The 22,230-nt window shown below is 64.1% G+C and carries 24 protein-coding genes; 12 read left to right on the top strand and 12 right to left on the bottom strand.

The window, feature by feature from the left end; all coding sequences use genetic code 11:
- Positions 1 to 8: 8 nt before the first annotated feature.
- Complete coding sequence (tdh, locus tag WS66_RS12530) at positions 9 to 1,037, top strand: L-threonine 3-dehydrogenase (RefSeq protein ID WP_059529060.1); 1,029 nt, start codon at positions 9 to 11, stop codon at positions 1,035 to 1,037.
- A 524-nt stretch (positions 1,038 to 1,561) separates the two neighbouring features.
- On the opposite strand, the gene WS66_RS12525 is transcribed toward tdh, so the two are convergent.
- Both WS66_RS12525 and WS66_RS12520 read right to left on the bottom strand, forming a co-directional pair.
- Positions 1,562 to 1,963 (bottom strand): hypothetical protein, encoded by a 402-nt coding sequence (locus WS66_RS12525; protein ID WP_059604591.1) that lies wholly within the window; start codon positions 1,961 to 1,963, stop codon positions 1,562 to 1,564.
- Positions 1,960 to 2,598 (bottom strand): GNAT family N-acetyltransferase, encoded by a 639-nt coding sequence (locus tag WS66_RS12520; RefSeq protein ID WP_059604589.1) that lies wholly within the window; start codon positions 2,596 to 2,598, stop codon positions 1,960 to 1,962. The genes WS66_RS12525 and WS66_RS12520 overlap by 4 nt, the downstream gene beginning before the upstream one ends.
- A gap of 191 nt (positions 2,599 to 2,789) precedes the next feature.
- Between WS66_RS12520 and WS66_RS12515 the strand changes: the two genes are divergently transcribed.
- Together WS66_RS12515 and WS66_RS12510 are read left to right on the top strand one after the other, a co-directional pair.
- Positions 2,790 to 3,404, top strand: coding sequence for a TetR/AcrR family transcriptional regulator (locus tag WS66_RS12515; RefSeq protein WP_059604586.1), 615 nt, complete (start codon positions 2,790 to 2,792; stop codon positions 3,402 to 3,404).
- Positions 3,405 to 3,459: 55 nt separating this feature from the next.
- Entirely contained in the window at positions 3,460 to 3,939 is a 480-nt protein-coding gene (locus WS66_RS12510; protein ID WP_059604582.1) for a nuclear transport factor 2 family protein, read from the top strand.
- Between the two features lie 443 nt (positions 3,940 to 4,382).
- On the opposite strand, the gene WS66_RS12505 is transcribed toward WS66_RS12510, so the two are convergent.
- Entirely contained in the window at positions 4,383 to 5,468 is a 1,086-nt protein-coding gene (locus tag WS66_RS12505; protein ID WP_059604578.1) for a tartrate dehydrogenase, read from the bottom strand.
- Between the two features lie 117 nt (positions 5,469 to 5,585).
- Here WS66_RS12505 and WS66_RS12500 point away from each other — a divergent pair, with 117 nt between their 5' ends.
- Positions 5,586 to 6,509: a LysR substrate-binding domain-containing protein gene (locus tag WS66_RS12500; RefSeq protein ID WP_059604575.1), complete on the top strand. Its 924-nt coding sequence runs from the start codon at positions 5,586 to 5,588 to the stop codon at positions 6,507 to 6,509.
- Between the two features lie 184 nt (positions 6,510 to 6,693).
- On the opposite strand, the gene argC is transcribed toward WS66_RS12500, so the two are convergent.
- Positions 6,694 to 7,632, bottom strand: coding sequence for an N-acetyl-gamma-glutamyl-phosphate reductase (gene argC, locus WS66_RS12495; RefSeq protein ID WP_059604811.1), 939 nt, complete (start codon positions 7,630 to 7,632; stop codon positions 6,694 to 6,696).
- A gap of 118 nt (positions 7,633 to 7,750) precedes the next feature.
- Here argC and WS66_RS12490 point away from each other — a divergent pair, with 118 nt between their 5' ends.
- Positions 7,751 to 8,635: a LysR family transcriptional regulator gene (locus WS66_RS12490; RefSeq protein ID WP_059604572.1), complete on the top strand. Its 885-nt coding sequence runs from the start codon at positions 7,751 to 7,753 to the stop codon at positions 8,633 to 8,635.
- A 69-nt stretch (positions 8,636 to 8,704) separates the two neighbouring features.
- On the opposite strand, the gene WS66_RS12485 is transcribed toward WS66_RS12490, so the two are convergent.
- The 4 genes from WS66_RS12485 to WS66_RS12470 form a co-directional block, all read right to left on the bottom strand.
- Positions 8,705 to 9,169, bottom strand: coding sequence for a hypothetical protein (locus tag WS66_RS12485; RefSeq protein WP_059604569.1), 465 nt, complete (start codon positions 9,167 to 9,169; stop codon positions 8,705 to 8,707).
- A 60-nt stretch (positions 9,170 to 9,229) separates the two neighbouring features.
- Positions 9,230 to 10,447, bottom strand: a complete 1,218-nt coding sequence (locus WS66_RS12480; protein WP_059604566.1) for a patatin-like phospholipase family protein — start codon at positions 10,445 to 10,447, stop codon at positions 9,230 to 9,232.
- A 129-nt stretch (positions 10,448 to 10,576) separates the two neighbouring features.
- Entirely contained in the window at positions 10,577 to 11,362 is a 786-nt protein-coding gene (locus tag WS66_RS12475) for a 3-hydroxybutyrate dehydrogenase (protein WP_108064654.1), read from the bottom strand.
- Between the two features lie 61 nt (positions 11,363 to 11,423).
- Positions 11,424 to 12,164: an acetoacetate decarboxylase gene (locus WS66_RS12470; RefSeq protein WP_059605805.1), complete on the bottom strand. Its 741-nt coding sequence runs from the start codon at positions 12,162 to 12,164 to the stop codon at positions 11,424 to 11,426.
- A 455-nt stretch (positions 12,165 to 12,619) separates the two neighbouring features.
- Here WS66_RS12470 and WS66_RS12460 point away from each other — a divergent pair, with 455 nt between their 5' ends.
- Positions 12,620 to 13,201 (top strand): phosphatase PAP2 family protein, encoded by a 582-nt coding sequence (locus WS66_RS12460; RefSeq protein ID WP_059605802.1) that lies wholly within the window; start codon positions 12,620 to 12,622, stop codon positions 13,199 to 13,201.
- A 39-nt stretch (positions 13,202 to 13,240) separates the two neighbouring features.
- On the opposite strand, the gene WS66_RS12455 is transcribed toward WS66_RS12460, so the two are convergent.
- The 3 genes from WS66_RS12455 to WS66_RS12445 all read right to left on the bottom strand — a co-directional run bounded on the left by WS66_RS12455 (position 13,241) and on the right by WS66_RS12445 (position 15,154).
- Positions 13,241 to 13,465 (bottom strand): hypothetical protein, encoded by a 225-nt coding sequence (locus WS66_RS12455; protein ID WP_059605810.1) that lies wholly within the window; start codon positions 13,463 to 13,465, stop codon positions 13,241 to 13,243.
- A gap of 119 nt (positions 13,466 to 13,584) precedes the next feature.
- On the bottom strand, positions 13,585 to 14,406 hold the full coding sequence (locus WS66_RS12450) for a siderophore-interacting protein (RefSeq protein ID WP_059605798.1): 822 nt from the start codon (positions 14,404 to 14,406) through the stop codon (positions 13,585 to 13,587).
- 37 nt (positions 14,407 to 14,443) lie between these two features.
- On the bottom strand, positions 14,444 to 15,154 hold the full coding sequence (locus tag WS66_RS12445; protein WP_059605795.1) for a PadR family transcriptional regulator: 711 nt from the start codon (positions 15,152 to 15,154) through the stop codon (positions 14,444 to 14,446).
- A gap of 278 nt (positions 15,155 to 15,432) precedes the next feature.
- Between WS66_RS12445 and WS66_RS12440 the strand changes: the two genes are divergently transcribed.
- The gene (locus WS66_RS12440; RefSeq protein WP_059605792.1) at positions 15,433 to 16,254 is read left to right on the top strand and encodes an AAA family ATPase; all 822 of its coding nucleotides are present in this window, start codon (positions 15,433 to 15,435) and stop codon (positions 16,252 to 16,254) included.
- 298 nt (positions 16,255 to 16,552) lie between these two features.
- Here WS66_RS12440 and WS66_RS34395 read toward each other — a convergent pair whose 3' ends face one another.
- Positions 16,553 to 16,903, bottom strand: coding sequence for a hypothetical protein (locus WS66_RS34395; RefSeq protein ID WP_236872905.1), 351 nt, complete (start codon positions 16,901 to 16,903; stop codon positions 16,553 to 16,555).
- A gap of 363 nt (positions 16,904 to 17,266) precedes the next feature.
- On the opposite strand from WS66_RS34395, the gene WS66_RS12430 reads away from it, so the two are divergent.
- The 5 genes from WS66_RS12430 to WS66_RS12410 all read left to right on the top strand — a co-directional run bounded on the left by WS66_RS12430 (position 17,267) and on the right by WS66_RS12410 (position 22,191).
- Positions 17,267 to 18,352 (top strand): catalase family peroxidase, encoded by a 1,086-nt coding sequence (locus WS66_RS12430; RefSeq protein WP_059605808.1) that lies wholly within the window; start codon positions 17,267 to 17,269, stop codon positions 18,350 to 18,352.
- Positions 18,349 to 18,885 carry a cytochrome b gene (locus WS66_RS12425; RefSeq protein WP_059605789.1) on the top strand — a complete coding sequence of 179 codons (537 nt, stop codon included), beginning with the start codon at positions 18,349 to 18,351 and terminating at the stop codon, positions 18,883 to 18,885. The genes WS66_RS12430 and WS66_RS12425 overlap by 4 nt, the downstream gene beginning before the upstream one ends.
- Positions 18,886 to 19,079: 194 nt before the next feature.
- A complete protein-coding gene (locus WS66_RS12420) occupies positions 19,080 to 20,231 on the top strand; it encodes a TDT family transporter (RefSeq protein WP_059605787.1) in 1,152 nt (383 codons plus the stop codon).
- A 102-nt stretch (positions 20,232 to 20,333) separates the two neighbouring features.
- A complete protein-coding gene (locus WS66_RS12415) occupies positions 20,334 to 21,320 on the top strand; it encodes a malate dehydrogenase (protein ID WP_059605784.1) in 987 nt (328 codons plus the stop codon).
- Between the two features lie 64 nt (positions 21,321 to 21,384).
- Positions 21,385 to 22,191 (top strand): extracellular solute-binding protein, encoded by an 807-nt coding sequence (locus WS66_RS12410; protein WP_059605781.1) that lies wholly within the window; start codon positions 21,385 to 21,387, stop codon positions 22,189 to 22,191.
- The last annotated feature ends 39 nt before the right edge of the window (positions 22,192 to 22,230 follow it).

Genomic DNA, 22,230 nt, shown 5'->3' with positions numbered 1-22,230 from the left:
GCGCGACCATGAAAGCACTGGCAAAGCTCGAGCGCGGCCCGGGCCTCACGCTCACGCGCGTGAAGCGCCCCGAGGTCGGACACAACGACGTGCTGATCAAGATTCGCCGCACGGCGATCTGCGGCACCGACATCCATATCTGGAAGTGGGACGACTGGGCGCAGAAGACGATTCCCGTACCCATGCACGTCGGCCACGAATACGTCGGGGAGATCGTCGAGATGGGGCAGGAAGTGCGCGGCTTCGCGATCGGCGACCGCGTGTCCGGCGAAGGCCACATCACATGCGGCTTCTGTCGCAACTGTCGTGCCGGCCGCCGGCATCTGTGCCGCAACACGGTCGGCGTCGGCGTGAATCGAGAGGGCGCGTTCGCCGAGTATCTGGCGATTCCCGCGTTCAACGCGTTCAAGATTCCGCCCGAGATCTCCGACGATCTCGCGTCGATCTTCGATCCGTTCGGCAACGCGACGCATACGGCGCTGTCGTTCAATCTCGTCGGCGAGGACGTGCTGATCACGGGCGCGGGCCCGATCGGCATCATGGCCGTCGCGATCGCGAAGCACGTCGGCGCGCGCAACGTCGTGATCACCGATATCAACGACTACCGGCTCGAACTCGCGCGCAAGATGGGCGCGACGCGCGCGGTCAACGTCGCACGCGAGTCGCTGCGCGACGTGATGGCCGACCTGCACATGACGGAAGGCTTCGACGTCGGCCTCGAGATGTCGGGCGTGCCGAGCGCGTTCACCAGCATGCTCGAGGCGATGAATCACGGCGGCAAGGTTGCGCTGCTCGGCATTCCGCCCGCGCAGACGGCGATCGACTGGAACCAGGTGATCTTCAAGGGGCTAGAGATCAAGGGCATCTACGGGCGCGAGATGTTCGAGACCTGGTACAAGATGGTCGCGATGCTGCAAAGCGGCCTCGATCTGTCGCCGATCATCACGCATCGTTTTGCAGCCGACGATTACGAACAAGGCTTCGCCGCGATGCTGTCCGGTGAAAGCGGCAAGGTGATCCTCGACTGGACGGTCTGAGCGCCGGCGGGGCGGCTCGGCGCGTTTGCCGAGTGCCCCGTTCGTGTCGGCATGAGCGTTTGTCGAGGCAGGGCGGCTTCGACGAACGCGTGAGGTGAGATTATTCGGGAGCTGTTTGCGCGCCGAATGATGGCTCGATCGTGCCGTCGTGTGACGCGCAGGCGAGGAATTCAACGACGGCACGGCGTTTCTTCTTGACGATATGACGGCGATCGCGCTTCGCTGCCGCAGCACGTATCGATGACACGCAATCACGCATGCATCTCACCCGTCAGCGTCGCGCTCCCGTCCGCACTATCGCGCCGCTCGGTGCGTGTGTTTCTTCCTGCCCTTCCGTTTCGTTTGCCGCGCCTGAATCGCGACGCCCTGTCGCATCGCCCGCCTGGGCCACGGTCTTGCCGTGCTTTCGTGACAGCACGTCACCACGCAACGCCGTCACGGCGCCTTCTTGATGCGTGAGCCGATCAACGACGTGCGAACTCACCTGTCCGCCTGCCAGGCCGCATTGATTGGTGCGCTTCCCGCTACCTGATGCGCTCACCGTTCAACCATCGCGGTTCGAGTTGCAGACTCAACACGACGAGCCAGCGTTTCGGGCATTGCGGTGCGATCTCGATCAGTTCGCCATGCTTACCGGACACCGTCACGAGCCCGCGCTTGGACGCATGCCGATACGCGCGGGATGCGTCCGCCTGAAGCCAGAAGCTGACGAGCGCGCACGTGACGAAGCGGAACAGCAGCAACGTCGCGGCTTCCGGCGCGTAGCCGACCGCGACGAGCAGGGCCTCGAACACGAGCGTCAGAAGTTGCGTGACCGCGATCGTGACGACCGTCAGCTTCACCAGCCCGCGCATGCGCAGCGCTGCCCGCGTGCGGGCATGCCTCAGTGCGAGCCGCGCACGATCGTCGTCGGCTTCGTGTTTCATGACGCCGCTCCGGCACGCCGCTCGACGTGGATCGACGTCATGTCGGATGCAGGTATCCGCCCGTCCGATACGCCAACGGCCTTGCACAGGATCGCGCTGTCATAGCTGTGTCCTGCAAACCGCATCACGTCGATCAACTGAAACCCTTCGCGCCGATAGAAGTCGACGAGCCGGACAGCCGCATGCGGCGCATCAAGCGCAAGGTGCGTCGCGCCACGCGCGGCCGCCCGCCGTTGCGCGAACGCGAGCAGCGCACGGCCGATGCCGCGATCCTGCCAGACCGGATCGACGGCCAACTGGCCGAGCGTCGCGACGCGTCGGCTGCGGTACGGATCGCACCGCGAATCGGGATCGTGCGGCTGCATCGTGATCGTCGCGACCAGATGCCCGTTACCGAGCGCGACGAAACACTCGCCGGTGAGCATGCGTTCGCGCGTCTCCGACGCCGGCTGGTCGACACCGGGACAGTTGAAGCCTGCGGCGCCGAGCGGCGCGTACGCGCGATGCAGCAACGCGGTCAGCGATTCGTACGAATCGCTGGACGGATCGAAACGCCGTACGACGACGCGGCCATCGAGCCGCTTCGCATAAGCCGCATAGGCACGCTTGGCGCGTGCGGATTCCGGTCGCTGCATGATGTCCTTTCGGCCAGACGGGGTGACCGAAGTGTAGTGAGCACCCTGCGCCAGCTTCAAGAAAAAATGTCGTAAACGCCGCCTGCAATGCGCTGCCCGCAATCGAAACCATGCGGCGTTCGGCCCTTCCGACGACAGGGCCTTTTCACATGGGTGTTGACGTTGGAGAACGATCGTTCTACCGTAAACCCATGAACACACATGATGACTTCTCCGGCGAACCGGCCGTTCGCGACCGACTGCTCGACGCGGCCGAAGCGCTGATCTACTCGGGCGGCATCCACGCCACGGGTGTCGATGCGATCGTGAAGCGATCCGGTGCCGCGCGAAAGAGCTTTTATTCGCAGTTCGAATCGAAGGAGGCGCTGGTTGTCGCCGCCCTCGAGCGACGCGACGCGCGCTGGATGCGCTGGTTCGTCGACGCCACGCTGGCGCGCGGCAAGTCGCCGCGTGCGCACTTGCTCGGCATGTTCGATGTGCTGCGCGACTGGTTCTCGCAACCCGATTTTCACGGCTGCGCGTTCCTGAACGCGTCCGGCGAGATTGCCGACGCCGACGATCCGATACGCGTCGTCGCGCGTATGCACAAGGCGCGCTTGCTCGCGTTCGTGCGCGAGCGGCTCGACGCGTATGCCGACGACGCCGGCATCGAGCGCCGCGGCCTGGCCCGCATCGCGCGCCAGTGGCTGGTGCTGATCGACGGCGCGATCGGCGTCGCGCTCGTCAGCGGCGAAGCGACCGCGGCGCGCGATGCGCGCACAACCGCCGAGCTCTTGCTCGAAACGGTGTCTCGAGCGTCGAAGTAACGCGTCCCAACCGGCTGCGTTCGTGCGCAGCCCCAACCTTGAACAGGAGCATCCCATGTCCGCTTCCCCGGAAATTCGTCCGCCCGTTCCGCCCTTCACGCTCGATACGGCGCGCCAGAAAGTGCGTGCCGCGGAGGATGCGTGGAACACGCGCGACCCGCAGCGCGTCTCGCTTGCCTATACGCCGCAGAGCCGGTGGCGCAATCGCGCGGAGTTCGTGACGGGCCGCGACGAGATCGTCGGACTGCTGCAGCGGAAATGGACGCGCGAGCTCGACTACCGGCTGATCAAGGAGCTGTGGGCGTTCGGCGGCAATCGCATCGCGGTGCGATTCGCATACGAATGGCATGACGACGCCGGCAACTGGTTCCGCTCATACGGGAACGAAAACTGGGAGTTCGACGAAAACGGCTTGATGGCGCATCGCCACGCGAGCATCAACGACCTGCCGATTCGCGAAGCGGATCGCCTGTACCACTGGCCTCTCGGTCGCCGTCCGGACGATCATCCCGGTCTGTCCGATCTTGGGCTGTGACGTAGCACGATGGCGTCGCGTGGACGCGCGCGACTGTGCATCGAGCGTGACGCCTGTGCTCAACGGTGAGGGAATACGGGAGCCGCTGGTTGAGGTGAGCGTTTTCGGGAGAGGAGGCATTTCGTGCGGGACGGTGTGATTCTTCACGCCCTGCATCTCACCGATCAATCTTCGCAGGAAACGGTCCGGTTGCACTGAGCGAAGCGTTGCTCGCATGCGGATCGAATGCGACATCGGCGGCGCACTTGCTGCATACACGCATGGTGGTGAGATTCAATCGGTGTGTATCGATGTGCGATCCAACTCACCGTTCGTCATCGACATGCACGCATCCAGGCGTGCGCGTCGAAATCGGCGAAGGTGCGCGGCAGTCAGTCGTGCTGCTCACCCTTGAGCATGACATCGATCGAACACTTCCGAGCCGCGCGCCTTCGGACGTTCCGTCAGCCGGCGATCCGCGCCGCGATCGCCTCACCCACTTCCTGCGTCCCCACCTGACCGCCAAGATCGCGCGTGCGCGGCCCGGTGCGCAGCACGTCCTCGATCGCCGCGACGATCGCATCGTGCGCCTCGCGTTCGCGACCCGCGCCGTTGCCGAGGAAGTCGAGCATCATCGCCGCCGACCAGATCATCGCGATCGGGTTCGCGATGTACTGGCCCGCGATGTCCGGCGCGGAGCCGTGCACCGGTTCGAACAGCGACGGAAACGTGCGATCCGGGTTCAGGTTCGCCGACGGCGCGATGCCGATCGTGCCCGTGCAGGCCGGCCCGAGATCGGACAGGATGTCGCCGAACAGGTTCGACGCGACGACGACGTCGAAGCGGTCAGGCTGCAGCACGAAGCGCGCGCACAGGATGTCGATGTGCTGCTTGTCGACGGCGATCTCGGGATAGCGTTCGCCCATCTCGGCCGCGCGTGCGTCCCACCACGGCATGCTGATCGCGATGCCGTTGCTCTTCGTCGCGACGGTCAGGCGCTTCGCGCGGCGCTGCGCGAGCTCGAACGCGAACTTCAGCACGCGCTCCGTGCCGTGGCGCGTGAAGATCGACTGCTGCATCACCACTTCGCGCTCGGTGCCTTCGAACATCGTGCCGCCGACCGACGAATATTCGCCTTCGGTGTTCTCGCGCACGATCATGAAGTCGATGTCGCCTGCTTTGCGGCCGGCGAGCGGCGACGGCACGCCGTCGAACAGGCGCGCGGGCCGCAGGTTGATGTACTGGTCGAATTCGCGTCGGAATTTCAGCAGCGAACCCCACAGCGAAATGTGATCGGGCACCGTCGCGGGCCAGCCGACCGCACCGAACAGGATCGCATCCATGCCCGAGAGCCGGGCCTTCCAGTCGTCCGGCATCATCTTGCCGTGCTGGGCGTAGTAGTCGCAGCTCGCCCAGTCGATCTGCTCGAACTGGAAACGGATGCCGAAGCGCGCCGTCACGGCGTCGAGCACGCGCAGGCCCTCGGGCATCACTTCACGGCCGATGCCGTCACCGGGGATGACGGCAATCTTGTACGTCTTGTCGCTCATGCAAGCCTCCTTGGCTGATCGGGCCGCCGGCAGCGTGCGCAGCGGAACACGACGCCATTTTATTTATTTCCATTCAGATTAAAATCGTGCGAAAGGTTAATCGACTTTCCACGAATCGTGAACAAATCGCCGAATCTCGACGACCTGCGCGTCTTCAGCCTGGTCGTCCGCCTGACGAGCTTCAGCGCGGCGGCCGAGCAGCTCGCGGTATCGCCCGCATATGTGAGCAAGCGCATCGCGCTGCTCGAGGCGCAGCTCGGCACGCGGCTGCTGCATCGCTCGACGCGCCGCGTGACGGTCACGGAGGCCGGCGAACGCGTGTTCGCGCGTGCCGAGAAGATTCTCGATGACGTCGACCATCTCGTCGAGGACGTGTCGACCACGCGCACGGTGCCGCGCGGCACGCTGCGCATCTCGAGCAGCTTCGGCTTCGGCCGTCATGTCGTCGCGCCGGCGTTGCTCGACTTCTCCGCGCGTTATCCGCAGCTGAACGTGCGGCTCGATCTGTTCGACCGGCTCGTCGACGTCGCGGGCGAAGGCTACGACCTCGACGTGCGCATCGGCGACGAGATCGCCGATCACCTGATCGCTCGCCGCCTTGCCGCGAACTATCGCGTGCTGTGCGCGTCGCCCGACTATCTCGCACGGCGCGGCACGCCGCGCACGCTCGCGGATCTCGCATCGCACGACTGCCTCGCGATCAAGGAGCGCGACCATCCGTTCGGCGTCTGGCGGCTGAACCTGCGCGGAGAAACGGCAACGGTGAAGGTCGGCGGCGCGCTGTCGACGAACCACGGCGAGGTGGCCGTGCAATGGGCGCTGGCCGGGCGCGGGATCGTGCTGCGCTCGATCTGGGAAGCGGGGCCGCTGATCGAACGCGGCGCGCTGCGTCGCGTGCTGTCGGACGTGGTTCAGCCGGCGAACATCTGGGCTGTGTATCCGGAACGCGTCGCGGCTTCGGCGAAAGTGCGCGTGTGCGTCGATTTTCTCGCGGAGGCGCTTGCCGGGTTGAATGCCGCGGCGGGTGACGATGCGGCCTGAAATCGGCCAAAGGTGAGCTTTTACGGGGGCATGTAAGAAGCGTCGGCCAAGGCCCGTTGACGGCTCGCAACCGCGTCGCGAGCCGGTAGCGTGCCGCAGGCACCGACGCACCGACGCACCGACGCACCGACGCACCGGCGGCCGCGATGCGCCGGGCCGGCCGATGATGTTGTCCGCCTGGGGCTTACGTCGCTTTCGCCGCACCGAGCATCAGATCGAGGTTCTGCACGGCCGCGCCGGATGCCCCTTTGCCGAGATTGTCGAACACGGCGGACAGCAGCACCTGGCCGTGCTCGGCATTCACGAACACGCCAAGCCGCAGGTCGTTCGTACCGTTCAGCGCTTGCGGATCGAGATGCGTGATCGTGCGCGTATCCGCGAGCGGCGTGACCTCGACGTGGCGCGCGCCGGCGTAATGGTGCGCGAGACACGCATGCAGCAACTCACCGGTCACGCCGGCCGGGAGAAGGCGCAGCTCGATCGGCACGGTCAGCACGATGCCTTGCCGATAGGCGCCGTAAGCTGGCACGAACAGCGGACGATGCGCGAGCCCCGCGTGCAGCTGGATCTCGGGCACGTGCTTGTGCGCGAGCGCGAGGCCGTAGACCTGCAGCGGTTTCGTGCGTGCGGCCCCGTTCGATTCGAATTCGTCGACGGCGGTCCGGCCGCCGCCCGAGTAACCGGACACGGCATGGATGCTCGCCGGGTAGTCGCGTGGCAGCAGGCCAGCTTGTTGCAGCGGCCGGAGCAGGCCGATCGCGCCCGTCGGATAGCAGCCCGGATTGGTGACGCGCCGCGCGTGCGCGATCGTCTGCGCATGTCCGTGGACCATCTCGGGAAAACCGTAGACCCATTCCGGATCGGTGCGATGGGCCGAGCTCGCGTCGATCACGCGTACCGCCGGATTCCGGATGAAGCCGACCGCTTCGCGCGCGGCGGCGTCGGGCAGGCACAGAATCGCGATATCGGATGCGTTGATCGCTTCGCTGCGCCGCGCGGGGTTCTTGCGCTCGGCATCCGGCAGCGTGACGAGCCGCAGATCGGTGCGATCCCGCAGGCGCTCGTGGATCAGCAGTCCGGTCGTACCTTGGTCGCCGTCGATGTAGACAGTGGAGAGGCTCATGATGGTCGCGTTTCTCGCTTCGGACGTCGGGAAAGCCGTATCGTCCATCGAACGCCTAGAATAGGAAAAGTTGAATTTCCTGATTGCGAGATTCAGATTTCCTGAATGAGAGGTGGGAATGCGCGAGATCAGTCTGGATCGACTGCGTACGCTGGTCGCGATCGCCGACCAGGGATCCTTCGTGGCCGCCGCGCAACTGCTTCATCTTGCGCCGCCGACGGTCAGCCTTCATGTCGCTGAACTCGAAAGCCGCATCGGTGCGCCGTTGCTGTCGCGCACGCGCGGCAACGTGCAGCCGTCGACCATCGGTGCGGTGCTGGTGGAGCGGGCGCGCCGTCTGCTGGCCGAGGTCGAGTCGACTCTCGACGACGTGGAGCGACAAGTGCAGGGGCTGACCGGGCGGGTGCGTCTCGGCGCATCGACCGGGGCGATCGCCCATCTGTTGCCGCAGGCGGTGGCCCGGCTGCGCGAGCGCCATCCGGACATCGATGTTCAGATCGCCGTGCTCACGTCGCACGACACACTGGCGCGCATTGCGCAGGGCACGCTCGACGTCGGACTGGTGGCGTTGCCGCAGCCGGCGGTCGCGGGGCTCTCGATCCGCGCGTGGCGGCGCGATCCGGTGCTGGCCTTTCTACCTGCGGCCTGGCGGCTTCCGGCGCGTGTGACGCCGGCCTATCTGGCCGCGCGTCCGCTGATTCTTAACGATGCGACTACCCGCCTGTCGCGGCTCACCGCGGAATGGTTCGCGCTCGGTGGCCACCGCCCCGAGCCGCGCATCGAACTCAACTACAACGATGCGATCAAGAGTCTGGTCGCTGCAGGCTACGGCGCGACGCTGCTGCCGCACGAGGCGGGTGCCCCGTTGCCGGATGCACGTATCGTCATGCGGCCGCTGCGTCCGGCGTTGTGGCGCGAACTGGGCATCGCCCATCGGGCCGGCCCGGTCGAGCGGTCGACCCAGCACGTGCTCGACGCGTTATGGGCGCTCGGCGCGCGCTAGAAAGCAGCGGGCGTCATGCGTCGTGCGTCGTGCGCGGCCGTGCCGGCGTCGGCACGCGGCAGTGGGCCGTTACAGCCGGCTATCCCTCGCGAGCATCAGCACGCGCGCCCAGCGCCGCGCATCGTGCTTGTCCATCATCGGCAGCTTCCATTCACCGCGTGCGGCGTCACGCACACGCACGACCAGATGCCAGCGGCCGTCGATCGGCTCGGCTTCGCAGCCGTCGAGCTGCGACAACGTATAGCGGCCGTCCGCACCGTCGTGCGACAGCCACAGCAGCCCCTGCGTCGCTGACACGCGCACGTCGCCCCACTCGCGATGCACGACGTGGGTCCAGCCTTGTTCCTTCGCGTTCGGTGCGATGTCGCGACGGCGCTTGATCCACCACGCGATCAGCGCGATCAGGATCGCGGCGGCGAACAAGGCGGCCGCGATCGCGACCGGCTGGCCGAACTGCGCGGCGATGACGTGAAACAGATGAACCGCGCCCCATCCCACGGCGATGAGCGCGAACAGTGCAATGAAAATCGGCATGTCGAATCGGAAAGGAGGGTGGACCGGCGCAGGCAGCGCGCCGGTCCGTCGCACGCGGCATTACCGGCGGCGGTGAATGTCGTGCGTGACGAAGCCTGCGTCGTTGGCGGGCAGCGCGAGGCCGTCCTTGACCGCGAGCGTCTTGCGGATGTCGTCGAGACCCGCGCTCCAGTGGTCGCGCATCGTCGACAGACCGAACTGATAGTCCTTGTAGTGGTGCTCGTACGCCTTCTGCTGATAGATCAGGTGCTGGATGTTGTACTTCTTCCCGCTCGACATCGCTTCAGCCTCGACGCACCACGGGTCGCTCTTGCGCTGCTCCTCCGGCACCTGCTCGAGCACGTGGCGCAGCACGTTGCGGTAGCGCTGTTCGCGCTGCAGCGTGTCGGTGACGAAACGCGTACGGCTCGAATACTGCACGTCTTTCGTGCGTTCCGCGACGTCGGCCATCGTGCGCGGCAGCGGCCCGCGTGCGCTCCACAGGTCGACCTGGAACGCGAGCGTGTCGCGTCGCGGACGCGCGCTCAGCACTTCCATCAGCGGCGTGTTCGATACGACGCCGCCGTCCCAGTAGTACTCGCCGTCGATCTCGACCGGCGGGAACGCGGGCGGCAGCGCGCCGGACGCCATGAAGTGCTCGGGCGCGAGGCGGATGCGCGAGTTGTCGAAGTACACGAAGTTGCCGGTGCCGACGTTGACCGCGCCGACCGACACGCGCGTCTCGCCCGAGTTGATCCGGTCGAAATCGCACAGCCTGAGCAGCGTCGCGCGCAGCTGCGACGTGTCGTACCAGCTGATTTTTTCCGGATGATCGGACACGCCCGGCAGCGGCGGCGGCAAGCGCGGCACGAAGAAGCCCTGCTGGCCCTGCATCATCGCGCTCGCGGCCTGCGACGCGGTGAAGAACGTGCGGATCTGGTCGATGCTGTTGAACAGCGCGAACTCGAATGCGGCCGGAATTGCGGGAAAGAATGCCGGCTGGCAGATCGTTTCCCAGAATTCGCGCAGCCGCTCGACGCGATGTTCGGGCGCATTGCCGGCGATCAGCGCGGTGTTGAGCGCGCCGATCGAGATGCCGGCGATCCAGTCGAGCGGAACGCCCGCTTCGTGCAGCCCTTCGAACACGCCGGCCTGATACGCGCCGAGCGCGCCGCCGCCCTGCAGGACGAGCGCGATCGTTTCGTATGGCAGCGACCGCGCAGCGGCCGGCGCGCCGGCTTCGTGATGCAGGTCCGCTGCATCGACGGCCTGCTTTTCTGTACGCGCGTGCGGTTTCATCAGTTGCTCCGAGAAATCCCGCCGTAGATGGCGGAGACGGATGGCATACCGTCGAGCGACGGTACGCCATCGTGAGTCGTGAGAATGGATGTGGTGCGGGAATCGCCTCCCGTCCGGGAGGCGAGGACGTTACTGCATGAACCAGCCGTGGCTGACGACGAACGACTGGCCCGTGAGCGCGGCGCTCGGGAACGCCGACAGGAACAGCACCGTCTGCGCGACGTCCTGCACCGTCGTGAACACGCCGTCGACCGTGTTGCCGAGCATCACCTTCTTCACCACTTCCTCTTCGCTGATCCCGAGCTCCTTCGCCTGCTCCGGAATCTGCTTGTCGACCAGCGGTGTGCGCACGAAGCCCGGACACACGACGTGCGAGCGCACGTTGTGCTTCGCGCCTTCCTTCGCCAGCACGCGCGCGAGACCGAGCAGCCCGTGCTTGGCCGTCACGTACGCCGACTTCAGCGGCGACGCTTCGTGCGAGTGCACCGAGCCCATGTAGATCACCACGCCGCCGCGATCGTCCTTGTACATGTGCTTGAGCGCGGCCTTGGTCGTCAGGAACGCGCCGTCGACGTGGATCGCCTGCATCTTCTTCCAGTCGGCGAACGAATAGTTTTCGATCGGGTTGACGATCTGGATGCCCGCGTTCGACACGAGGATGTCGACCGAGCCGAACGTTTCGGCCACCTTGTCGATACCGCTGTTGACCGCTTCCTCGCTGGTTACGTCCATCGCGACGCCGATCGCCTTACCGCCTGCCTTGTTGATCTCGTCGGCGACCGCATTTGCGCCGTCCTGGTTCAGGTCGGCGATCGCGACCGCTGCGCCCGCCTTCGCGAGCTCCAGTGCGATTTCCTTGCCGATGCCGCTTGCGGCGCCCGTGACGACTGCGGTCTTGCCATTCAGGTTGCTCATTTCGAATTTCCCGTGGTGAAAGGATTGACAGGGAGAAAGGACTGCGGACGTGTTACCGAGGTTACTGAGCGAGGTAATCGTAGACGACTTCGCCGAGGCCGAGTGTCAAATCCGCGACGAGGTGGCGCGCTTCGACGATCTCGAGTACCGGCAGGTCGGCCACCGGCGCGAGTGCGTGCGGTGCCAGTTCGAGCGAGGCGGGGCCCGTCCACGCACCCTTCATCTTGATGTCCTGCATGTAATAGCGCACCAGTTCGCATACGCGTGCGGTGCCGTCGACGTGCGGGATGATCTTGAGCAGGAAGTTCGGGCCGGCGAGACGCTTCGTCTGCTCGTCGATGTCGAGTTCCTTGTGCTTGTAGCCCATCGTGCCGGTTGCGACGCGCACCTTGCCGTAGTCGAGCGTGCCCAGGATGTGATCGGTGTTCACGTGCAGCGTGGGCGACGCGAGTTTCTTCGGGAAACCCCACAGCTCGCGGCCGCCGGCGATCGGCGGGTGATCGTCGAGATACATCGCGAGCGTGTAGCCGCCGGCGTGGCCGTTGTACTCGACGGGGATCACCTGGCCGCTTTCCGTGTAGTCGCCGAAGCCGGTCGAATCGGCCATGCGAATGAATTCGTAATGGACGAGCGGCTCGATGACCTGCAGTGGCTCGGGCACGATTTCACGCAGACGATCCGGATCGGTGCGATACGTGATGATCAGAAACTCACGATCGACGAAACGGTACGGGCCCATCGGAAAGGCGGGGCTGGTCAACGGCATCGCAAACGCTTTCGATCGGACATCGCTGGGTTTCATGCGGACTCCTTGTTGTTGATCGCTTCGTGGATGAGTGCTCGTAAGCTCGTAATCCTATGCCTGTGCGTTGCCGTTGTGCGATGCCGCATCTGGAATTAATTGTTGCCGATTTCGAATGATTTGCAACGCAAATATTGAGGCGAACGGTGCGAGCGGCATCGAGCGCATGGGGTGCCCCGATATTCTCAGGCGTCGATGACGCCACGATGTGAAAAAGGTGAGCCTTTACGGGATGGTGGGTGAGCTTTTACGGGAGACGGTCGCGCGGAAATGTGACAATTGTGTGAACTTGTGTTGCAGTGCGGGCTCTAAGCGCGTTCGCGCGCGACGCGCAGGCTCGGTCTTGATCATCGGCCGTCCGACGCATTAAGCGTTTCTTAAGCGAGTGAGCACTAGCATCGTTCCACCCGGCCGGCACGCCCGGTCCAATCGTTACGCCCCAGGCAACCGCATTCATGCAGAACCTCAATCTCACCCTGTTTTCCGTCATCAATGCCGGCGCCGTGCCACCCCCCGGTGTTGCTCGCGTCGCGATCTTCGCCGCCGACTGGCTGGTCTATGCGCTGCCCGCGATGCTGCTGCTGACCTGGATCTTCGGCGAGCGCCCGACGCGCCGCCAGGCGATCGAAGCCGGCGTCGGCACGTGCGTGGCGCTGGCGCTCGCGCAGGTGATCGGGCATTTCTGGTTTTCACCGCGGCCGTTCATGGCCGGTGTCGGCACGCAACTGATTCCGCATGCGCCGGACAGCTCGTTTCCGAGCGATCACATGACGTTCGCGTGGAGTCTCGCGGTCGGCATGATGCTCGCCGGCAGCACGCGGCTGAGCGGGTTCGTGATGGCCGTGATGGCCGTGGTGATTGCTTGGGGACGCGTGTATGCGGGCGTGCACTGGCCGTTCGACATGGCCGGCGGCGTGCTGGTCGGCACCGCCGGCGCGCTGGCTGCGCATCTGTACGGACAACGCATCGTCGAGCTGCTCGAACGGATCGGCGACGTCGTGCACGCGGTGATGATGGGGCGCGAGCGAGCGCCCTGAGCGGGAGAACCACGCGGGAGAAGTACGGGCCGGACGCCGTCAACCGGGCGTCTTGGCCGCTTCAGCCGAAGCGGACGGGCCGCCGCCCGCTTCGTGCAGTTCGGGCGTCTCGCCCGGGTGCTGTGCGGCGTCACGTTCGAGTGCGCTTTCCTTCAGGATCGCGCACATCGCAACGAACAGCGCGAGGACGACGACCGCCAGGCCGCAATAGCCGGCGATCTTCAGGTTATGACGGAAAGGCGAAGCGTGGCTTTCTTTTGTCATGAACGGGCGCTCCTGGGCGGGCTGCGGCGGCTGTCGCCCGACAGCGGCGTCGCAGACATAGATATATACCAGTCGCCCCGCCGATGCCAAGCCCGCCGATGTTCGGGCTCCCGTTCGCGTCAGTCTTCCAGCGTTTCGTGCACGGCCGCTGCGCCGCGTTTCCAGTATGCCGCCGCGCGGATGCGCGACTTGTCGACGCCACGCTCGCCAGTCAGGTGCTGCCGCACCGCACGCATCGACTGCGCTTCGCCGGCCGCCCACACGTAACCGTCGCCGGAGGATGGCAGCGGCAATTCTCGCACCGCATTCAGCAGCACGTCGCCGTCCGCCGCGTCGGCTTCGGCGCGAAAGCGCCAGATCTCATGCACGTCGGCACGCGTATCGAACGCTATCTGCGCGGTGCGATCCGCGACTTCCAGCACGACTGCCGCACGCGAGCCGGCCGGCAATTGCTCGAGGCGGCGCGCGATGGCCGGCAGCGCCGTATCGTCGCCGATCAGCAGATGCCAGTCGAAATCGATCGGGACCACGAAAGAACCGCGCGGGCCGCCGATACCGAGCCATTGGCCGACGCGTGCCTGGGCCGCCCACTGCGATGCGGGGCCGGGATGGTTCAGCACGAATTCCAGATCGAGTTCGCACGCGGCGCGATCGAAGCGGCGCGGCGTGAAATCGCGTGCGACCGGCTTCGGTTGGCCTTCGGGAAACTCCGGGCCATTCGCGCCGAGCGTCGGCATCGCGGGCCGGTCGGCGCCCGGTGGCGGGAAAAACACCTTCACGTGATCGTCGAACGAAGACGATTCGAAGTCCGCGAGGTCGGGGCCGCCGAGGGTGACACGCAGCAGGTGCGGCGTCACCGCATGCACGCGCACGACCTGCAGCAGGCGGAACTTCAGCGTATGGCGCACGCGGGTAACGGCGCGTTCGGATAGGTTCTGCATCGATCCGTTCTCCTTGGGTGTGGACGGGCGGCGCGGGTCACGCGCCGGTGCCGCCTTCGATTTCGGCCGTCGCGCGGCGCATGATCGCCGCGATACGCCGCTGTTCGTCGGCGTTGGCGGCGCTCTTGTGGAGCAGTGCGCGCTTCAGCGCGAGACGGGCCTCGACGAACTCCGGCAGCCAGCCGGGCTGCGTCTCGTCCTGCGTTTCGCCGCCTGCCGATTCACCGGCGAACGCGCGGCGCATGAATTCCATCTTGCGTGCGAGATGCGTGAGGCGCGCGAACAGGGTGTCGACGCGCTCGCGCTGCGCATCGAGGTGCGCGCGGCCGGCGTCGGTCAGCGCGTAGCGCTTGCGGTTGCCTTCCGCCTGCGACACGACGAAGCCGACTTCCTCGAGATACGTGAGCGCCGGATACACCATGCCGGGGCTCGGGCTGTAGAAACCGTTCGAGCGCGTGTCGAGCGCCTTGATCAGTTCGTAACCGTGGCTCGGCTGCTCGGCGACCAGCGCGAGCAGCAGCAGCTGGAGATCGTCGGAGCTGAACTGGCGGCCGCGCGGCATGCCGTCGTCGCCGAAATCGCCAAAGCCGCCGCGTCCGCCGCGGCCGCCAAACGGGCCGCCGCCGAATGGGTCGTGACCGCGCCGATGGCGGCCGATTGCTTGCCAGACGCTGGCGTACCAGTCAGGGCCGGCATGCGCACCATGACCGTCGCATCGGGCATGGCCGCGGGAGGGGTTGTGTCGCATGATCGTGTCCTATGTGTCGTAAAACATATCGAAAGATATATATCAAAAGATAGGGTGTCAAGGAGGATTATTGGGGAAAGATGGTTGGCGGGGCGCGGTGTAGGTTGGCAAAAAAGGTGGCCTTTTTTGCAGAATTTGAACAAAGCTATTGGTTTTTTTATTCAATAGTTTTCGGCGCGCTTCCCAACGTTTTTGTCTGGTCGGGCTGACAAGTCAGGCTTAAAGTAAGAGCCAAAATGCCGCAGGGGCTTGCGCGGCGACTTCGGGGGAATAAGAAGATGGGCTCCGCCAAGCAGGACTATGTTCTTTTTTTGCGCTGGCTCCACGATCCGCAGCATGGTGTCAACGAGGCGGCGAAGCGCTTTGCCAATATGGTGTTGGCCGATTTCGACGAGATCGCAGCCACTGCCCGGCAACGGAATGCTCGATCGGCAGCTTTGGCCGGTTTGGCTCGCCTGCACCTTGCGGCGAGCCCCGCTGAACTTCCCGAGATCGATATGCCTGCTGCAGCCGAAGAATGGCCATGGCGGCGACTCAAGGAACTGACCGTCGGCCCCTTTCGAGGCTTCCGGCGCGAAGAGCAGTTCGATCTTCGCAGACGAGTGATCCTGTTCTATGGGCCAAACGGCAGCGGGAAGACCAGTCTTTGCGAGGCACTGGAACGTGGGCTATTGGGCTCGGTTGAAGAGGCGGAACTCAAGCGTATCGACGAGCGGCGATATCTCGCGAATATCCATACGCGCAACTTTATTGAGCCGCGCCTTGTCGCGACGACCGCGAATGGCAATGACATTCCGGTGATTGCCGACGCCGACCGCTATCGATTCAGTTTTATCGAAAAAAACCGGATTGATGCCTTCTCCCGGATGGCCGCCCGGCCCCCGGCGCAACGTACTGAACTCATCGCGGCGTTGTTTGGCATGGACAAGTTCAACGACTTTGTCGGCCATTTCAACGAGCAGATGGATGCTGAACTCGTTCTTCGAAGCGACAAACAGACGGCGTTGCGACTCAGACGTGAAGGCATCGCCCGTGACCAGGCGACCGCACGTGATGAAGCCCAGACGTTAGCCCGACATGATGAGGACGATGCAAGCTAGACGACGCAGACAACGACAACCCCGACATGGCGGTAGTTCAGCCTTCGTCGGGGTCAGCGCAGTGTCCGACACTCCCTTGACAATGATTTTCGAAAACGCGCACCTGATTATTGGATAGAACGAAGTAATTCCGTTCTACAGCTTCTGTTGCGCTCGGTGCGTCTTTCGAGACGGTCGGGAAGCAAGGCAGCACATTTCCTTTGCATAACCAACGACCGATGTTCGGGATGACGACGAGATCGCCGTCTGTACCTCGACGCATGTGCAGAGAGGGGCCGACCTGTCGATGAGGTGGCTCCTACGTCCAGTCCTTCGCGTCATCGACGGTCGTCTTGTAACCGGGAAAATGGTGAAACGGTTCCTGTCGGCGAGAGACGACGGGGACCGGATTTCGTGACGGAGCATCCCGTACGGGACCCGATCGATTCGGAGCTATCCTCCGATGCGTTGAATCGTTGTTGCCGGCGATCATGCATGCGAGTCGACCGTCGGTCGAGATCTGCTCCAGCGGCGTTACCAGATCCGTTTCAACCTCGGTCATCGTATCGGTAAGAGGCCGCTTTTGTGTCATATGGCCGAAGCCGGTCGCGCACGCGACTATGGCGGTCAGACAGGCTACGCGAAACGGGATCGCGTTCATCGATTTCATCGGACTGGCTCCCATGTCAGGTACGCAGAGGTGCACTTCGAATCGGGCTGCGCTCGATTGAGCCGCTATGCGCAGTGCATCTGCATCATTGGCGAAGCTTGATTCGAATCGACTACAAAGCGTTTCGCGATGGATCGCCGCGCTTCAAAAATGCACGCTCATGGGTCTAGCGGCGTTCGGCTACTCCCCGCCAGTATGGTCGAGCCGCGCGTGTCGATCTGCAATCGGCCGTGCGAACGCCAAACGGATTCCGGATATTTCCTGACATAGTCGCTTCGCCTGCTTCGCAACCGTTGCGGTAGCGGTGTCGAGACGCGAATGCGCGTCGCGGCCATCTACTCGATCGACCCAGGAGCATATTCAATGTCGTCTCCCGGCCCTTCCCGCCCCCCGTTTCTTGCGATAACCGCCATTGCGCTTATCGTATTCTCATCAGCTTTGGCATTCGCGTGGACTGGAGGTTGGCTTACGCCCGCCCGGTTGAGCGGCGCTGAGCTGATCGATTCACTGCAGTCCAATACCGGCAAGGTATTCCCCGGGTTTCGCCGAGCCCATACAAAAGGCATTTGTGTCGCGGGGCACTTCGATTCGAACGGCGCGGGTAGCGCACTGTCGTCGGCAGCGCTCTTCCGCGTCGGCTCGGTGCCTGTAACAGGTCGCTTCAATACCGGAGGAAGCGTGCCGACTGGTGCGGACAGCGATCAGATATTTCGTGGACTCGGCATGCGATTCGCGCTGGCCGACGGTGAAGAGTGGCGGATGGCGCTCGATCAAACGCCAATCTTCGTCGTGTCGAATCCGGCCGATTTCGTCGCACTGCAGATCGCATCGACACCGGTTCGTGCTACGGGACAGCCTGATCCCGGCAGGATGAAAGCGTTCCTCTCCACGCATCCGGAAACGCAGCGCTTCTTCGATTATCTGGAGAAAACGCCAATGTCCTCCGGCTTTGCAAACGGCACGTACTACAGCATCAACGCGTTTCGCTTCATCGATGCGCAAGGCGCAGCACGATCGGTGCGCTGGCAATTTGAGCCGGAGCAGCCGTTCGCGGCATTGGACAAGCGCACGGCTGCCGCACTGCCAGCAAACTTCCTCTTCGACGATCTGCTCGAACGCGTCCATGAGGGGCCGGTGAAGTGGCACCTTGTGCTCGTGCAAGCCAATTCGGAGGATCGCACCGATAACGCAACGATCGCGTGGGATGGACCACATCGACGGGTCGACGCGGGTACGCTCGTCTTCGATGCAATTGCGACGGAAGCGGACGGACATTGCCGCGACTTCAATTACGATCCGCTGATGTTGCCGAAAGGCATCGCACCATCAGACGATCCGCTTTTGCCCGCGCGCTCCGCAGCCTACTCGGTGTCGTTCTATCGACGTGCAGTGGAAGGGCCGCGCCCGGATGCCATCACTCTCGAACACGATCATGGAGCCGCGAAATGACGAGCCAAAACCCGACCTTTTCCGTGCCGGCCCGTGCGCTGCACTGGCTGATGGCCGTGCTGATCATCGCGATGCTATTCGTCGGAGCCGGCATGGTATCGACCGTTAGTGCGCGTTATCCGCAATTGCTTGCGTTGCATCGGCCGCTCGGTATCGCGATCCTGTTACTGGCGGTGATCCGACTTGGCGTGCGTTTGACGCACCGGCCACCACCTTTGCCGTCCGACATTCCACTATGGCAGACCATAGTAGCGAAGCTGTCGCATTACCTGCTCTACGCGTTGATGATTGCAATGCCGCTCATCGGTTGGGCGATGCAGTCCGCCGGCGGCTATCCGATCGTGATGTGGAAAGGCGTCGAGCTGTTTCCGATCCTGCCGCACGACATCGTCGTCTACGGTCAACTGCGTCGGCTGCACGGGCTGCTCGCGTATGCGTTTTTCCTGCTGATCCTTGGTCACCTTGCCGCTGCGCTCGTGCACGCATGGATCCGGCGCGACGGTGTCTTCGAGAGCATGGCAGGCAGCCGATAGCGGCGCGTCGGGCTCGCCGGTGGGATTGGACGCCGGACCGCAGCGGCGCAAGCACCCGCCCGGGCCGCTTGCGCTAAAGCGTCGTGAGCGACGGCTATAAATAGAAGGTATGTGGCGTATGCCAAGCATGTATTTTTCGTATGGCTCACACACACCTACATTGTCGATACCCCCTCCCTTCCGAGAGAACAGCGATGAAATCGACAATGCCTGGCACGACGGCAGCCCATAGCCGACAAAATCTCGGGGACAAGATTCGGCAATTCACACCGAACTGGTTCGCGATGACGATGGGCAACGGAATCGTATTTCTCGTCATCGCCGGATTGCCGTGGCACTTTGCAGGGCAGATGACGTTGGCCCACACGTTGTGGATGGCCGATAGCGTGCTTTACGTCTTGTTTGCCGGCATGCTGTTGGCGCGCTGGATCTTCTATCCGGAGACGATTCGCCCGATGTTGCATCATCCGCTGCAGTCGATGTTCCTCGGCGCGGTGCCGATGGGGCTCGCACCCGTCATCAACGGCCTGGTGCTCTTTGCCGGCCCGCACGGAGGCGGGGCTGCGAGCCAACTGGCGTACGGCTTGTGGTGTGTGGATGCGGTGCTGGCAGTGGCCGTCGCCGTCGGTGTGCCGTACATGATGTTCACCGCACAGGATCATGCGCTCGAGCGCATCACCGCCGTGCTGCTGCTGCCGATCGTCGCGCCTGAAGTGGCTGCGTCGAGCGCCGCCGTGCTCGCGCCGCATGTCGACGCACAGACCGCGCGCTTCCTGGTGGCCGCTGGTTACGTACTGTGGGCCGTATCGGTGCCGCTCGCCTTTACCGTACTCACGGTCGTCTTCTTCCGGCTGGTGATCCACAAGCTTCCGCATCGTGATCTCGGCCCGTCCAGCTGGCTGACGCTCGGGCCGATCGGCACCGGCGCGCTGGGCTTGCTCGCGCTCGGCCACGTCGCACCGGATGCATTTGCCGGGACGCCGTTCGAGGCTACAGCAATCGTCGCGCGCGACATCGGCTTGATCGGCGCTTTGCTGCTCTGGGGCGTGGGCCTCTGGTGGCTGGCCATGGCGATGCTGTTCACACTGAAGTATTCCCGCGACGGGCTGCCGTTCAATCTCGGATGGTGGGGATTTACATTCCCGCTCGGCGTCTACACCGTCGTGACGCTCAGTCTCTATCGAACCACCGGCTTTGCCGCGTTTGCCGCGCTCGGGATTGCGCTCGCGGCGCTGCTCGGCGGGCTGTGGTTGACCGTGCTGTCCCGCACGCTGCGCGGCCTCGCCCGCGGCGAACTGTTCCACGCCCCCTGCCTCGTCGGCCGCGCACGACCCGCCACCGCCTGAACGAATCGTTGAACGCGCTCCCACCGACCGCACGTGCACTAAGCGGCCGGCCGGCGTGGAGCGATGCCATGACCATCACCGAACCTTCGAAGGAGATGCAGCATGTCCAAATCAGCACGCCGTGTGGCCGTGACCGGGGCGGCCGGTCAAATTGCCTATTCGTTGCTGTTCCGAATCGCCCGCGGCGATCTGCTCGGCGACGATCAACCCGTGATCCTTCAACTCCTGGAACTGCCGCACGCGCTCGACGCGCTGCGCGGCGTAGTCATGGAACTGGAAGACTGTGCATTCCCGTTGCTGCAGTCGGTCGAAATCAGCGATGATCCGCGCGTTGCGTTTCGCGACGCCGATTATGCGATGCTCGTCGGCTCGCGTCCGCGCGGAAAAGGCATGGAACGGCGCGATCTGCTGGCCGCGAACGCCGCCATCTTCCGTGCCCAGGGCCATGCGCTCAATGAAGTGGCGAACAGGCAGGTCAAGGTGCTCGTCGTCGGCAACCCGGCCAACACCAACGCGTGGGTGGCACGCTACTACGCTCCCGACCTGCCGGCGGATGCCATTACCGCGATGATCCGTCTCGACCACAATCGCGCCGTATCGAAGCTGGCCGCCCGATGCGGCGTAGCGGTGGATGCCGTCACCCGCATGGCGGTTTGGGGCAATCATTCGCCGACCATGTTTCCGGACTATCGTCATGCGCTGATCGACCAGCAGCCTGCCCCGCTGCGGGTCGGCGACGAACGGTGGTATGTCGAGACGTTCATTCCCGAAGTCGCCCGCCGCGGAACCGCAATCATCGAAGCGCGCGGTGCATCGTCCGCGGCGTCGGCGGCCAATGCAGCGATCGACCAGATGCGCGACTGGATTCGCGGAAGCGACGGCCGGTGGGTGTCGATGAGCATCGTGTCGGACGGCGAATACGGCATTCCCCGCGGCCTGATGTTCGGCATGCCGACGATTTGCAGCGAAGGTCACTATCGTATCGTCCCGGATCTCAAGGTCGACGCGTTCGCGCGTGCCCGTATCGACGCATCGATCGTGGAGCTCATGGACGAAATGCAGGCCGTGCGCACGATTCTTGCATTGTAGAGCGATTCGAAACGCATCGAAACCGCGTGCAATTTCTGAAGCAACTCACATAAATGGACCCATCATGTTCAGCTCCTCGAAAAAGAAGACGGCTATATCATTCGTAACCCTAATGGTATCGTGCGGCGCGTTCGCTCATGAAACTGCCGATCCGACGATACGGCGTGACGCGCGAGACGGCATCGTGCGTTTGTACGGAGCCGGCGGCCCGGATACCGCGTTCCAGAAGGTTGCAAAGGTCTTCACTGACGAAACCGGTATCAAAGTGGAGGTGACGGGCGGGCCGGAGCCGATGTGGAGCCGCAAAGCGCAAGCCGACGCCGATATTCTGTGGGGGACGTCGGAAGAAGATATGGCCGGCCTGCTGGAAACCTACACGGTGTTTCAATGGAGTGACGTCGCGCCGATCTATATTCGTCCAGCTGTCATTGCCGTGAAGAAGGGCAATCCGAAACACATCCGCGGCTTTGACGATCTGCTCGCGGATGGCGTACGTATCGTCGTCACCGAAGGCGCGGGCGTGGCGAATACGTCCGGCACGGGTACGTGGGAGGACATCGCCGGCCGCATGGGACGCCTCGACGACGTGAGGCGGTTCCGGCGGAACATCGTCGGATTCGGCACGGGCAGCGGGCCGAGCTTCAGGATGTTCGTCGAAAAGGACGCGGATGCGTGGATCACGTGGCCCGACTGGCCGATTACACATGCCGACAAAGCGGATTACGTCAGCTTGCCCGCGAACAGGGCGATCTGGAGAGACGTCAATGTTGCGCTCGCCCCGGATGCCGATCCTGAAGCAAGACAGTTCCTCGATTTCCTGACCAGTGATCGGGGAGCCGCAATCATGAAGACGGAGGGTTGGGTGCGTTGAATGGATTCCGGAGTGGAACGACCAATCTACGTTGGCTGT

It is taken from the genome of Burkholderia sp. LA-2-3-30-S1-D2, from assembly GCF_001523915.2.
Taxonomy (GTDB): Bacteria; Pseudomonadota; Gammaproteobacteria; order Burkholderiales; family Burkholderiaceae; genus Burkholderia; species Burkholderia diffusa.
The sequence above is the reverse complement of the archived record's forward strand: the minus strand, read 5'-3'. Positions and strand labels throughout refer to the sequence as shown.